This window comes from Formosa sp. Hel3_A1_48 (genome assembly GCF_001735715.1).
GTDB lineage: Bacteria > Bacteroidota > Bacteroidia > Flavobacteriales > Flavobacteriaceae > UBA3537.
Genome location: NZ_CP017259.1, coordinates 1,929,569 through 1,944,292 on the forward strand (window position 1 = coordinate 1,929,569; position 14,724 = coordinate 1,944,292).

Consider the following 14,724-nt stretch of genomic DNA (forward strand, 5'->3'; position numbering starts at 1 on the left):
ATAGGAAATATAAGCATATCAATCAACTTTAGTCAAGTGTAAAGCATTAGAAATTAAAATCCAAAACAACAGTATTTTTAAAAGGATTTAAAGAAAGAAAATATGGGCTTGTGCTTCTTTGATGAATAAAATGTCAGAACCATCTTCGTGTAAATAACTCGGCAAGTGCGGAAAAGTCTGTTGTAAATACAAATCTAATTTTTTGAGGGTAATTGGATTGACTAATCTCCCATCCTAGGTTGGAATACATTGGGAAATAGATTTCGAAGTAATCAGTAACTAAGTCTAATCGTACTCCAGCATCGTAAGCGAAAAATGGGCTTAGTCCTTTGTTTTTCACAAATCCAAGATCACCATAGGCTTGAATGTATCGCCAAATAGAGGCACTTGCATTCAAGGTTGTTAACCATTGATTTGCGAAACCTGGCTCTGTTTTTGACTTAAATCCACCATCGGCAATTACCAATTGCTGGGCTAAAATTCCTGACGATTCTGACTGGCCTAAATAATTGTACTCAAAAAGGTAGTCTGTCGGACGATCTAATGCAAAATTGAAGTTGTTTTCGGTATCCGGAAGTGTGTTGTACAAAAAAGCACCTGCAAATAACCTCAGGTTATAATGCCGATCATTTGGTGTTCTTTTTCTGATTTCATAGCTAGAACTTAGTTTTCCAAAATTTCCAGAAAACTGGAGGTCAACAGACCATTTGTCAAATTTGTGAATGGAGTTGTCCAAATTTAAATAACGTAGATTAAGAACTTTATAGGGCGGAATGGTATTTTCGTCAAGGAAGCTTCTAGAATTATCTTTTTGAATATTTATGTAACGCAACATCAACGTTTCGCTTGCATTGGATCTCAAATTATTAATTTCTCTAAATTGAAATTGAACATAAGGCTGTATTTTTGTTATAAAAGATCCGTAATCAAACGAGGAGCGATCAAAAGTAATTCCAAACATGGTATTATAAAGCCTTGAATCTTCATGGTAAATATTAAACATCGCTTTTGCAAATCCTGTCATCGTCTTTGATTCTAGACCGTAAAAGGGAGCCAGAGCATACAGAAATGGTTTTGCTAAAAGTCCTCTGTTGTTAAAATTCATTCCTAGTTTTAAGCCATCGTAAATGTTCTGAAACTCGACGATAGGAATGAAATAAATTTGCGCCTTTGCGGGATCCTCCACGTCTCTAAGAAAACGAAACTGCAACGGTTTGTTGAACAGTCGACCACGGTCGAGTCGTTTCCAATTGTTACGTCGATTAAATTCCAAACTAGAGTGATCATAATTCAATGCTAGTTCATCAGCACCGTTATTTGCTATAGAAAATTGTTTTTCACTATCAAATCCTTCAATCCATTCATTTGAAATGACCTGTTCGCCTTTCAATGTTGATAAGGAAATTGGATATTTTCCTTTTTTTAGGTTTTTAATTGTAAAGTAAATTGAGTCTTTATCTATTGAATAATTTTTGAATTTATAATCTGAGCTTATAGCGCTGACAATGTAATCCTCAAAATACCACTCTATATTTTTCTTAGTTTTTTGTCTTAAAAATGTTTTGAAATTTGCTACTGATGTAGGTTTTTCAGATTGTATATCAATGAACTCTTGTATCCAAAGAAGTTCATTATTCTGACCTAAATAGGACATTAAATACTTTAAACTTAGACCAGCTTTAAATTTTGCAGTATGCCTTTGATTGAAGTTAATTAACTCTTCACGTTTTGTGTTGAGTGCCTGATCACGCCCCGTTCTTAACATTTGATAATAAGTAAGGCGGTATTGCTCTGCGTATTTTAGTTTTGAAAAATTAAATCCTCTAATTCCCCAAAAATTAGCGAGTTTTCCAAGTAGCTTTTGATCTGGATAGTAGGTTTCTATATAACGAACGAGCAACAATTGTTCGATTCCTTTTTTTAACCAATACTCCGTTCTAGAATCTAGTTTTAAAACTTCATCAATATATTTTTTGATGATGTTTTGCGCTAATGTGATCTCATATTCAAATTCCTTTGAAAAAGGGGACAATACATCTGGAAGAAAGGTTAATCCATAGAGAGAGTTTTTCTTGTATTCACGATTAGATAAAATCAATTTATTTTTAGGGTATACTGCAATATTTGCAGAAGAAAAACCATTAATTCGTTCCAGTATTTCTTTTTCTTTTTCAGGACTAATTTTTTTTAAATTAATATTTAATTGAATGGTTAAATCCTCAAAAGTGTAATGCCTGAATTTTTCCGAGGTGATAAAAATCTTTGAGTCTGTAATATTTTTTCCTTCAAAAGTATGTTGAATTAAACCATCATTACGTTCAAACCCTAGTTCGTTTAAAGCTGTGTAGATATTGTAAGTATCGGCTGTTGTAAGTTTTAGCTTTGTGTCAATACCAGGAGCGTACAAGTCATCCAGATTTTGATTGCTGTAAAGCCTCCAATCTTGTCCGTCAAAAACAGCGGGGGTTAAATACCAAGCGTTTAGTGCATAATCTTTATTCTTATTGATGCCATATCCTGTGAATCGATCATTTTGAATTGTTAATTGATAATCTATCTCTAAGGTTATTGAATCACCTGGTAACAAAGCCTTATCGAGATCAACTTTTATAATATCTGTTTGATTAGCAAGACGATTAAAAACATGTGTATTTTGTGTTTGGCTTTGGATACGATTGATTATCGTATACCCACGATGCTTATCCCTTGCGACATATAAATTTGTATTGAATTCATTTAAAAATTTCTTCGTTAAAGGCGTTTCTGGACTACTGTAACTTGAAGTCCAATCTGTAAAATATAATTCATTCAGTGCTTTATCATGAGAGTTGTAAAATGTAAATGACTGTTGAATATTTATAATTTCAGTATCGGAGTCGACCACTGCCACAATATCCGTCTTGTGTTGTCCATAACACGAGGATATACCAGCCAAGATTAAAGCAAGGTAGATGTTCTGCATGACTTTTTTTGTAGTTCCTTGAGTGTTGATGACAATTAGAAATTTGGGCTGAGTTGATATTGTTTGTAAAAGGCGTCCAATATCGCTGTTACTTCTTCTGGCGAATCGACAGTGTGAATCAAATCTAAGTCTTTTTGACTGATCGTTTTGTATTCGTCGCGAAGTGTTTTTTTAATCCATTCTACTAATCCTTTCCAGTAGGAACTTCCAACGAGAATGATAGGGAATTTCTCAATTTTATTGGTTTGGATCAAGGTTATTGCCTCAAAGAGTTCGTCTAAAGTTCCAAAACCACCTGGCATCACTACAAAACCTTGAGAATATTTAACAAACATAACTTTCCGCACAAAGAAGTAATCAAAATCTAGACTTTTATCAGAATCTATATACGGATTATCATGTTGCTCAAAAGGTAAATCAATATTTAATCCAACAGAAGTTCCTTTGGCGAGTTTAGCCCCTTTATTTCCTGCCTCCATAATACCTGGTCCACCACCAGTAATAACGCCATAACCAGATTCAACAATAGCCTTAGCTATTTCTACAGCCAAGGTGTAGTATTTGTCATCTGTTTTAGTTCTGGCTGAACCAAAAATGGATACACAGGGCCCAATTTTACTCATTCGTTCAAACCCGGTAACAAATTCCCCCATAACTTTAAAAATGGCCCAGGAGTCGTTAGTTTTTATTTCGTTCCAGCTTTTGTGTTGTTGCAGTCTCATAATTTTTATTGTTTCGACCTACTAAAGTAATTCTTTTTTTAAATATTTTGCGGTGTAGCTTATTTTGTTTTTGATAATCTGCTCAGGTGTTCCCTCAGCTACAATAGTACCACCTCCTTTGCCACCTTCTAATCCCACGTCAATAATATGATCTACAACCTTGATTACATCCAAATTATGCTCTATTATCAGAACGGTGTTCCCCTTGTCCACGAGCTTTTGTAACACATCTAAAAGAACGCGTATATCCTCAAAATGAAGTCCTGTTGTGGGTTCGTCAAGAATATATATTGTATTTCCAGTGTCGCGTTTACTGAGTTCAGAAGCAAGTTTTATGCGCTGCGCTTCCCCACCAGATAAGGTTGTGCTCTGTTGACCTAATGTAATATACCCAAGTCCAACATCTTTAATCGTTTTTAGTTTACGGTAAATTTTTGGAATATGCTCAAAGAAACCTACACTCTCATTGATGGTCATGTTTAGTACATCACTTATTGATTTACCTTTGTATCTGATTTCTAAAGTTTCTCTGTTAAATCGTTTGCCCATACAGGATTCACAGCCAACATAAACATCAGGCAGAAAATTCATTTCAATAAGTCTTAAACCACCTCCTTTACATGTTTCACACCGCCCACCAGAAACATTAAAACTAAAGCGTCCTGGTTTATAACCTCGAATCATAGCTTCTGGAATCTTTGCAAAAAGCGATCTAATTTCGCCAAATACACCGGTATAGGTAGCAGGATTACTGCGCGGGGTTCTACCGATTGGAGATTGATTAATATCAATCACTTTATCTAAATGCTCTAAGCCTTTAATGCTTTTGTATGCTAAGGGCTCCTTAACACCATTAAAATAATAATTATTTAGAATAGGGTATAAGGTTTCATTGATTAAAGACGATTTCCCACTCCCTGAAACTCCTGTAATGCCAACCATTTTGCCCAATGGGATTTTGATGGAAACATTTTTTAAATTATTGCCAGTACACCCCTTTAGCTCTAAGGTTTTACCATTGCCTTTACGTCGTTTTTTTGGTATTTCTATAGATTTAATATTACGAAGATACTGAGCTGTAATGGTATCTGCCTTTTGTAAATGGGCAGGCTTTCCTTGGCTTATAATTTCGCCCCCAAATTTACCAGCCTTCGGACCTATGTCAATGATGTGATCGGCTTGCTCAATCATGTCTTTGTCGTGCTCCACTACAATTACAGAATTACCAACATCACGCAATGCCATAAGCGATTGTATCAGTTTTTGATTATCGCGCTGATGTAAACCAATACTAGGCTCGTCTAAGATATAGAGTACACCGACTAGTTCAGATCCAATTTGAGTGGCTAATCGAATGCGTTGTGCCTCACCACCAGATAGTGACTTTGAGCTTCTGTTTAAGGCTAAATAATCTAATCCTACATCAAGCAAAAATTGTAACCGTGTCCGAATTTCTTTGATTATTTCTTTGGCAATTGTATTTTGCTTAGATGAAAGTTGATTTGGTAGGGCTTTGAACCATAATGCTAATTCATTGATGTCCAGTGCAGCTAGCTCAGCAATATTTTTATTGTTTAACTTAAAATAAAGCACTTCCTTTTTTAAACGTGATCCACCACATGAAGGACATTCTATTTTATCCACATAAGCTTTTGCCCAACGTTTTATGGAGCTCGAATCAGTGGTGTTGTATTGATGCTCAATGAAGTTAACAATACCATCAAAATCAATTGCATAATTTCTTGAAACACCAAGAGATTTACTGTTAACGGAAAACTCTTCTTTACCGCCATAGAGTATGATGTCAATTGCCTTTTTTGGAATGGTTTTTATTTGATCTGATAAACTAAAGTCAAATCGTTTAGCAATTAACTCAAGTTGTTTAAATATCCATGAATCTTTTTGTGGCCCTTGTGGTGCTAGTCCGCCATTTTTAATGGATAGCTTGCGGTTAGGAATAATTTTTTGAACATTAACTTTATATAAATCTCCAATACCATTACATTCCGGACAAGCCCCTTTAGGTGAATTAAAAGAAAAATTATTAGGTTCAGGATTAGGATATGAAATTCCTGATGAAGGACACATCAGATTTCCACTAAAGAAGCGTAAGGTTTTCTCATCATGGTCAAACACCATTAACATTTGATCCCCTTGGTCCATAGCAGTATTAATACTTTCATCAAGACGATTGGTATTCATGGTTTTTTCATCGACTTTCAGCCGATCAATCACTATTTCAATGTCGTGAAGCTTGTATCGATCAAGGCGCATTCCAGGTTTTATATCGACTATAGCACCATCCACTCTAACTTTGATGAAACCTTGTTTAGCTATATATTCAAAAAGCTCACGGTAATGTCCTTTTCTAGAGCGCACAACAGGTGCTAAAATAGAAATACGTTTGTCCTTAAATGTGCTGCCAATAAGAGATTTAATTTGTTCATTGCTGTAGCTTACCATTTTTTCATTGGTATTATAGCTGTAAGCATCGGCTGCACGTGCAAACAGCAACCGTAAAAAGTCATAAACTTCGGTTATTGTGCCAACGGTCGATCTTGGTGATTTGCTGGTCGTTTTTTGCTCAATAGCTATTACTGGCGATAGGCCATCAATTTTATCAACATCTGGACGTTCTAAAGTTCCTAAAAACTGTCTAGCATAGGCAGAAAACGTTTCTATATACCGCCGTTGACCTTCTGCATAAATTGTATCGAACGCCAATGACGACTTACCACTTCCCGATAGACCAGTAATAACGACAAGTTGATCTCTTGGGATTTTGACGTCAATATCCTTTAAATTATGTGCTCGAGCACCCTGAACTTCGATATATTCCTCAAATGTAATGTTCTTTGTTTTCGCCATGGGGTTATAAAAAATCTGCTAAGCCTTTGCCTTCACGAATAAGCTTAGGAGGGGTTTGAGTTAAATCAATTACAGTGGATGCAATATTTCCACCAAATCCATTATCAATTATGATGTCGGCAAGGTTCTGCCATTTTTCATAAATCAGTTCAGGATCGGTTGTGTATTCAATAATATCGTCTTCATCATTTATTGAAGTTGACACAATTGGATTGCCAAGTCGCCTGACGAGTTCTAATGCAATTGGATGATCAGGAACCCGAATACCAACTGTTTTACGTTTTTTGAATGGATGAGGAAGGGCTTTGTTACTGGGTAAAACAAAAGTGTATGGCCCAGGAAAATAACGTTTTAACGTCTTAAACGTACTACTATCTATTTGAGCTGTATAGTCGCTTAAGTGGCTTAAATTATGGCAAATAAATGAAAATTGAGCACGTTCAAGTTTGACTCCTTTGATGCGAGCAATACGTTCCATTGCTTTTGTGCTTTTTACATCACAACCCAAAGCGTAAACGGTATCAGTAGGGTATATGACCAACCCGCCGGCTTTTAAGCACTTAACAACCTTATCTAAAGTTCTTGGGTGGGGATTTTCTGAGTAAAGTTTTAATAATTCTGCCATAGCTACGATACAATTTCTAATTTCGCAAAGCGCAAAAGTAATTTCTTTACTCCTGAATTTGAGAACTTAATCTCTGCTTTTAAATCAGCGCCTTTCCCTTCAATCTTCACTACCTCGCCTGTGCCAAAGCGTTGGTGATTCACGATATTGCCTACGGTAAGCTTACTGTCGAATAAATTTGTATTGGGGTTGGTCTTTGATAGTTTTGTTAAATTTTTAGGGGTAAGTCTTGCGGGTTGCTCAGCTTTTTTCTTTGGTTTAGGCTTTGTAAACGAAGGTTTTTTATAGCGAACTTTTGACTGAGGGACATCACCAAATATATCGGCACTAAGCATGGGGTTAAATCGTCGTTCTTCTTTTGGGGTTGTGATTTCTAAATAATCATCGTCAATTTCTTCGATGAAACGACTTGGTTCAGCATCAATAAGTTTACCCCATCTGTAACGGGATAAAGCATAAGTTAAATACACTTGTTTTTCTGCACGAGTTACGGCAACATAAAATAAGCGGCGTTCTTCTTCAAGTTCACTTCTAGTATTCATACTCATGGCACTTGGAAATAAGTCTTCCTCGAGGCCAACAATGTAAACATAAGGAAACTCTAAACCTTTGGCCAGATGAATCGTCATTAGTGCAACTTTTTCTTCGTCCCCTTTTTGCTCATTGTCCAAATCGGTTGCAAGTGCCACATCCTCTAAAAATTCAGCTAAATCAGCAGTTGAGTCTGCAAGTTCGCGCTGGCCTTCTACGAAATCTTTTATTCCGTTTAGGAGTTCTTCAACATTTTCCATTCTTGTGACGCCTTCTGGAGTTCCATCTTTTTTAAATTCTCTAATTAAACCACTTACTCTACAAACATGTTCGGTGAGTTCAAAAGCATTAGCACCATGATTCATAACTTGAAAACTTTCAATCATGGTACAAAAATTTGACAATTTTGTTTTAATCCCAGAATTCAAATTAATATGAGAAGTTTGAATGTGTTTGAGTAGTTCAAATATTGTTGTATTGGCTGCATTTGCAGCAACAATAAGCCGGTCTACTGTTGTTTGACCAATTCCACGTCCAGGAAAATTAATGATACGCTTTAAAGCTTCTTCGTCAGCAGGATTAATAATTAACCTTAAATAGGCCAAAACATCTTTAATTTCTTTTCGCTGATAGAACGACAAACCTCCATAGATTCGGTAGGGTAGACCTCTTTTCCTCAAAGCATCTTCAATTGCTCTTGATTGTGCATTTGTTCTGTAGAGAACAGCGAAATCAGCATTCTTAGCTTGGTTATTCATTTGGTTTTCGAAAATAGAGCTGGCCACATATCGCCCTTCGTCACCATCTGTCAAAGAGCGGTTTACTACAATTTTATTCCCTTCACTATTAGCGGTCCAAACTACCTTATCTAATTTGGTTTGATTTTTATCAATAATAGAATTAGCTGCATTGACAATGTTTTTTGTAGATCGATAATTTTGTTCTAATCGATAAATTTTGACGTTGTCATAATCTTTTTGGAAGTTCAGAATATTATTGATGTTGGCCCCACGAAACGCATAAATACTTTGCGCATCATCTCCAACAACACATATGTTTTGAAAACGATCAGACAGTGCGCGAACAATAAGATATTGAGAATGATTAGTATCTTGGTACTCATCCACAAGGATATAGCGGAATCGATTTTGATATTTTGCTAACACATCTGGAAATCGTGTAAGTAATTCATTAGTCTTAAGTAATAAATCATCAAAATCCATTGCGCCTGCCTTAAAACAACGGTCTACATATTCTTTGTATATAGCACCCAATTGCGGGCGCTTTGCCATGGTGTCTGCTTCTATCAGTTCAGGATTCTGGAAATAGGCACGAACAGTAATTAAACTGTTTTTGTATGAAGAAATACGCGAATGAATTTGCTTGTATTTATATACATCCTTATCTAAGTTTAGTTCTTTTATAATCCCAGATATGAGCCGTTGAGAATCCTGTGTATCGTATATAGTGAAGTTTGATGGATATCCTAATTTATCAGCCTCAAAACGTAAAATTTTAGCAAACACGGAATGAAAAGTTCCCATCCATAAATTTTTAGCCTCGCTATCTCCTACAATGGACGCAATTCTTGATTTCATCTCCCTTGCAGCTTTGTTTGTGAAGGTGAGTGCCAAGATATTAAACGGATCTACTCCTTTACTCATCAAATAGGCAATTCGAAACGTCAACACCCTGGTTTTTCCAGAGCCCGCACCCGCAATTACAATCATGGGGCCATCCATCTGTAATGTTGGTGCTAATTGCGCGTCGTTTAGCTGTTCTAAATAGGCTTTCAAATAAAAAAAAATTAGAACCGTGAAATTAAGTAATGTATTCCTTTTTTAGCTTGGCTTTAACGAATAATTATAAACAATTCACATCATTTTTATGTATTGTTCTTTGGTTATTTTGCAAATTTTATAAGCGGTCAATTTTTATCCATTAATTATTTTGATTGTGTTTGTTATGAAATTATTAAATTAGTGCCACAAAATTATTGTTTAAAATGACTGAAAATTTCTTAGGCTTAATGTTGTATTGTATCCCGGCATTGCTTACTGGCGCCATAGCTTTTTTGTTTTTCAAAGAGCATGTTACTAATGAAAATAACAGGCGTAACTTTATGCTTCACAAAACGTATCATAAAGAAATCTTACCTACACGCTTACAAGCATTTGAGCGTTTGACCTTATTTCTGGAACGCATAAGTGCTCATAATTTACTTTTGCGTGTTCCGCCAATTGCACCACAGCCCGATGCCTACAAAGACTTGTTGATCAAAACAATTGAGCAGGAGTATGAACATAATTTAGCACAACAAATTTATGTTTCTGAGTCTTGTTGGCAAATTATTTCAGCAGCAAAAAACAATAGTATTAAGTTGATTAGATCATTTGAAATCACTGAGGAAACACCTACTGCAAACGACATGAGCGCAGCTCTATTTGAAACTCTAACACAATCAAAACTTTCACCCCAAATGGCTTTAAACGTACTCAAGGAAGAAGTAGGACTCTTACTAAACTAAGCACAACATGGTTCAGGATGTTTTGCAAACACCAATTGATTATCTTAAAGGGGTAGGACCTAACAGAGCTTCTTTGTTGCGTTCAGAATTGGGCATTCATACGTTTCAAGATTTAATCCATTTGTTTCCCAACCGCTACATCGATCGTACTCAATTTTATAAATTAAATGCACTAGAACAAAATAATGCCGAAGTGCAAGTCATAGGGCAAATTACAGAAATTAGAGAAGTAGGACAGCAAAGGGGTAAGCGGCTTGTAGCAACCTTTAGAGACAGTACTGGGAAGATTGATTTAGTTTGGTTTCGAGGTCAAAAATGGATTAAAGAGCGTTTAAAACTGCACACAGATTATGTCGTTTTTGGAAAAACAAATCTATTTAATGGCGTTTTTAATATGCCGCATCCGGACATGGAACTCAAAACAGATTTTGATAAAAGTTTAAGCTCTGCTATTCAACCTATTTATCCATCAACAGAAAAATTATCCAATCGAGGGATTTCTAATCGATCGCTTTCAAAATTAGTTGAACATTTGTTCCAACATGTTGGCAATTCATTCGATGAATCGCTGTCTGACGAAATATTAATGCACAATGGATTAATTTCAAAAAAAGACGCTCTAACCAACATCCATTTTCCTAAAAATCAAAAGTTGCTCGCTAGTGCTCAATTTCGATTGAAATTTGAAGAACTCTTCTTCATTCAACTGCAATTGGTATATAAAAATTTAATTCATAAATCAAAAATTAAGGGGTTCCTTTTTGAAACAGTGGGGACTCATTTTAATGAGTTTTATAATAACCATTTGCCCTTCACTTTGACAGCCGCTCAAAAGCGTGTTGTAAAAGAAATCCGGGGCGATATGGGCAGCAACGCACAGATGAATCGATTGTTGCAAGGGGATGTCGGCTCAGGAAAAACTATTGTAGCTTTTTTATCCATGCTTATTGCCATTGATAACAATTTTCAAGCCACCCTTATGGCCCCTACCGAAATACTAGCAATTCAACATTATAACAGCTTGAAGCCCATGTGCGCTGCTTTAGGAATCAACATAGCATTGCTTACAGGCTCATCAAAAACTGCTTCTAGAAAAGAAATACACTCCGGTTTGGAGGGCGGAAACTTAAATATTTTGGTGGGAACTCATGCCATTTTGGAGGACAAAGTAAAATTTAAAAATTTAGGATTAGCCATCATTGACGAGCAACATCGATTTGGGGTAGCTCAACGCAGTAAATTATGGCACAAAAACACATCGCCTCCTCACGTATTAGTGATGACAGCTACTCCAATTCCAAGAACATTAGCGATGTCGGTTTATGGGGATTTAGACATTTCTGTAATCGATGAGCTACCCCCGGGAAGAAAACGCATTAAAACGGTTCATCGTTATGACAGCAACCGCTTAAAAGTATTTGGGTTTATTCGAGAGGAAATAAAAAAAGGCCGTCAAGTTTATATTGTATACCCACTCATTAATGAAAGTCAAAAATTAGATTTCAAAGATTTAATGGATGGCTATGAAAGCATCGCACGAGAGTTTCCTATGCCAAATTATCAAATTTCCATTGTCCATGGCCAAATGAAAGCTACAGACAAAGACTTTGAAATGCAACGCTTTTTGAAAGGTGAAACGCAAATTATGGTAGCGACAACAGTGATAGAAGTGGGCGTAAATGTCCCAAATGCATCTGTAATGATTATTGAAAGTGCCGAGCGGTTTGGATTGTCTCAATTGCATCAATTACGAGGACGTGTAGGGAGAGGAGCTGAGCAAAGCTATTGCATTTTAATGACGAGCCACAAACTTGGAAATGACAGCAAAACGCGAATGGAAACGATGGTGCGCTCCTCTGATGGTTTTGAAATTGCTGAAGTAGATTTAAAACTTAGAGGACCTGGAGATATCATGGGAACGCAACAAAGTGGTGTTCTGCGTTTAAAAATAGCTAGCATAGTTCAAGATAAAGCGCTCTTATCTTTAGCTCGAACATGGGCTAAAAAAGTACTTAAAGAAGACCCAAAACTAAGTTCACCAAAACATTTGCCCATAAATAAAACATATACTCAAATGGGTAAGTATAAAAACATGTGGAATTACATCAGTTAGTATGGGTTGAGAAAAGCAGCACTCATTTGATTTATATCCTCAAAAACAATCTTGAAATCACGCTCAAAATCTGAATAATACTGCTCCAACTCAAAACTAGCTCGATCCATTCTTGACCGCCCTTGAGTTCTTGTATTCATCCCTGATAAAACACTAGATATCCCTTCAATGGAAGCGTAACTCAATAGCCAATTTCCTTTGGTCATATGGGGGAGTATATATTGCGCTTTTTCAGGCATAATATTAATATTCTTATTTAAAATAGTATAGCAGTGTTGCGCATAGTCTGCTAACGAAATCGAGGTATAAGTAGACCAGTTTTTAGCCAAAAAATGATCAAAAAAAATATCAACAATCACTCCAGAATAATGACTATAATTTTTATGTAATCTTTTTGTGCTAGTTCTAAAATTGGGGTGTGCATCCGTGTGGGTATCAATTTGGCGGTGTAAAAGAATTCCTTGTTGTATTTTAGATGTGTAATCCTTGTATTTTGACCCTATAACGCTATCTGCAATAAAATTACCGATTAAAACGTCTTCATTATTGCCAGAAAGATAGAGATGTGCAAGGTAGTTCATGGGTCAAAATTATGAATACTATCTTACAAAACTAGAATTGAAATCTTATATTTGTAAAAACTTTTTAAAATGACTTTAATCAAATCAATTTCTGGAATTCGTGGTACAATTGGAGGTGCTGTTTCCGATAATTTAACGCCTATAGATGCGGTTAAATTTGCTGCGGCCTATGGCATGTGGGTTAAGGAGCAACGCAAAAAAACCAATTATAGAGTGGTTATTGGAAGAGATGCTCGAATTTCTGGTGAAATGATTCAAAATTTAGTAATGAACACCTTAATTGGGATGGGAATAGATGTGATTAATTTAGGTCTATCGACAACACCAACTGTAGAAGTAGCCGTGCCTATGGAGCATGCCGATGGGGGGATTATCCTAACTGCAAGTCACAATCCAAAACAATGGAATGCTTTAAAGTTGTTGGATGCAAATGGAGAGTTTTTGAATGCAGCGCATAGCCAACGGGTATTGGATTTAGCAGAACGTGCGGATGTAGACTTTGCAGAAGTTGATGATCTAGGGAAAATTACAGTTAATAATGCCTATTTTGATTTACACATAGATGAAGTGTTAGCACTTGATTATGTCGATGTTGAAGCCATAAAATCATGTAAATTTAAAGTCGTTGTAGACGGTGTCAATTCGACGGGTGGTATTGTTGTTCCGCTATTGCTTGAACGATTGGGCGTAGAACCCATTAAATTGCATTGCACCCCCGATGGACATTTTCCGCACAATCCTGAGCCGCTAAAAGCCCATTTGACCGATTTATCAGATAAAGTAGTACAAACCGCTGCTGATTTTGGTATTGCTGTAGATCCCGATGTAGACCGTTTGGCATTTATGGATGAACAAGGGACATTGTTTGGCGAAGAATACACCTTAGTTGCTTGTGCTGATTTTGTTTTGAGTCAGAACAAAGGGAATACCGTAAGTAATTTGAGTTCCACACGAGCGCTAAGAGACGTTACACAAAAACATGGTGGTGCGTATACTGCCAGCGCAGTAGGTGAGGTAAATGTGGTAAATGCCATGAAAGCAAATAAAGCCGTTATTGGTGGTGAAGGCAACGGTGGAATAATTTTACCAGAGGCCCACTTTGGACGTGATGCTTTAGTAGGCATTGCTTTATTTTTAAGTTTATTGGCCGAAAAACAAATTTCTGTAAGTGCACTCAAAAAGACATATCCTTTGTATTATATGAGTAAGAAGAAAATAGATTTAGACCCCAATATAGATGTTGATGGGCTCTTAGAAGCCATGGAAAACAAATATGCAAACGAAACTTTAACCACTGTCGATGGGGTGAAAATTGACTTTGCAGACTCATGGGTACACCTTCGTAAAAGCAATACAGAACCCATTATTAGAATCTATACTGAAGCCCCTTCACAACAACAAGCCGATAAACTGGCAGATCGTTTTATAGTTGAACTTAAGACTCTTTCATAATATAGTGCTGTATAGACATTAGCTATAGCTTTCGGTGTTTCCAGCGTTTGTGTGTCCATAAATAGTATTGTGGCTCTTCATGAATTTGCTGTTCGACAAGTTTTAAAAACTGATCTGTAATCTCGTAATCCTTAAAATCATTGGGGTGTTCTGCCAAGGTTTGGAATGTGGTTTCATAAAACCCTCTTTTTATGCGCTTTACAGAGAAGAAAATGACAGGCATATCCAACTTTTTGGCAAGCATTTCTGCACCGGTATGAATTGGAACCTCAATTCCCATAAATGTATTCCAGTGGTAGGCTTTTCCTTTTTTTGGCGTTTGATCGGAGACAAAACCATTCAT

Annotated in this window: 10 protein-coding genes; 3 read left to right on the forward strand and 7 right to left on the reverse strand. The window is 36.3% G+C overall.

Annotation, left to right across the window (positions count from 1 at the left end; translation table 11 throughout):
• Positions 1–133 precede the first annotated feature (133 nt).
• Genes FORMA_RS08750 through FORMA_RS08770 form a run of 5 tightly spaced genes read right to left on the reverse strand, consistent with a single transcriptional unit; the run spans position 134 to position 9,504 of the window.
• Positions 134–2,962, reverse strand: coding sequence for a hypothetical protein (locus FORMA_RS08750; RefSeq protein ID WP_069675307.1), 2,829 nt, complete (start codon positions 2,960–2,962; stop codon positions 134–136).
• Between the two features lie 35 nt (positions 2,963–2,997).
• Positions 2,998–3,684 (reverse strand): TIGR00730 family Rossman fold protein, encoded by a 687-nt coding sequence (locus FORMA_RS08755; RefSeq protein ID WP_197500760.1) that lies wholly within the window; start codon positions 3,682–3,684, stop codon positions 2,998–3,000.
• A gap of 21 nt (positions 3,685–3,705) precedes the next feature.
• The gene (gene uvrA / locus FORMA_RS08760) at positions 3,706–6,552 is read right to left on the reverse strand and encodes an excinuclease ABC subunit UvrA (RefSeq protein ID WP_069675309.1); all 2,847 of its coding nucleotides are present in this window, start codon (positions 6,550–6,552) and stop codon (positions 3,706–3,708) included.
• Between the two features lie 4 nt (positions 6,553–6,556).
• Positions 6,557–7,177: an L-threonylcarbamoyladenylate synthase gene (locus tag FORMA_RS08765; RefSeq protein WP_069675310.1), complete on the reverse strand. Its 621-nt coding sequence runs from the start codon at positions 7,175–7,177 to the stop codon at positions 6,557–6,559.
• A gap of 2 nt (positions 7,178–7,179) precedes the next feature.
• Positions 7,180–9,504, reverse strand: coding sequence for an ATP-dependent helicase (locus tag FORMA_RS08770; RefSeq protein ID WP_069675311.1), 2,325 nt, complete (start codon positions 9,502–9,504; stop codon positions 7,180–7,182).
• A gap of 209 nt (positions 9,505–9,713) precedes the next feature.
• Here FORMA_RS08770 and FORMA_RS08775 point away from each other — a divergent pair, with 209 nt between their 5' ends.
• Together FORMA_RS08775 and recG are read left to right on the forward strand one after the other, a co-directional pair.
• Positions 9,714–10,235 (forward strand): DUF7935 family protein, encoded by a 522-nt coding sequence (locus tag FORMA_RS08775; protein WP_069675312.1) that lies wholly within the window; start codon positions 9,714–9,716, stop codon positions 10,233–10,235.
• A 7-nt stretch (positions 10,236–10,242) separates the two neighbouring features.
• Positions 10,243–12,348, forward strand: a complete 2,106-nt coding sequence (gene recG, locus FORMA_RS08780) for an ATP-dependent DNA helicase RecG (RefSeq protein ID WP_069675313.1) — start codon at positions 10,243–10,245, stop codon at positions 12,346–12,348.
• Here the strand turns inward: recG and FORMA_RS08785 are convergent.
• Positions 12,345–12,929: an acyl carrier protein phosphodiesterase gene (locus tag FORMA_RS08785; RefSeq protein WP_069675314.1), complete on the reverse strand. Its 585-nt coding sequence runs from the start codon at positions 12,927–12,929 to the stop codon at positions 12,345–12,347. The genes recG and FORMA_RS08785 overlap by 4 nt on opposite strands.
• Before the next feature lie 69 nt (positions 12,930–12,998).
• Here FORMA_RS08785 and glmM point away from each other — a divergent pair, with 69 nt between their 5' ends.
• Positions 12,999–14,381 (forward strand): phosphoglucosamine mutase, encoded by a 1,383-nt coding sequence (glmM, locus tag FORMA_RS08790; protein WP_069675315.1) that lies wholly within the window; start codon positions 12,999–13,001, stop codon positions 14,379–14,381.
• Between the two features lie 22 nt (positions 14,382–14,403).
• On the opposite strand, the gene FORMA_RS09425 is transcribed toward glmM, so the two are convergent.
• Complete coding sequence (locus FORMA_RS09425) at positions 14,404–14,724, reverse strand: lysophospholipid acyltransferase family protein (RefSeq protein ID WP_335583341.1); 321 nt, start codon at positions 14,722–14,724, stop codon at positions 14,404–14,406.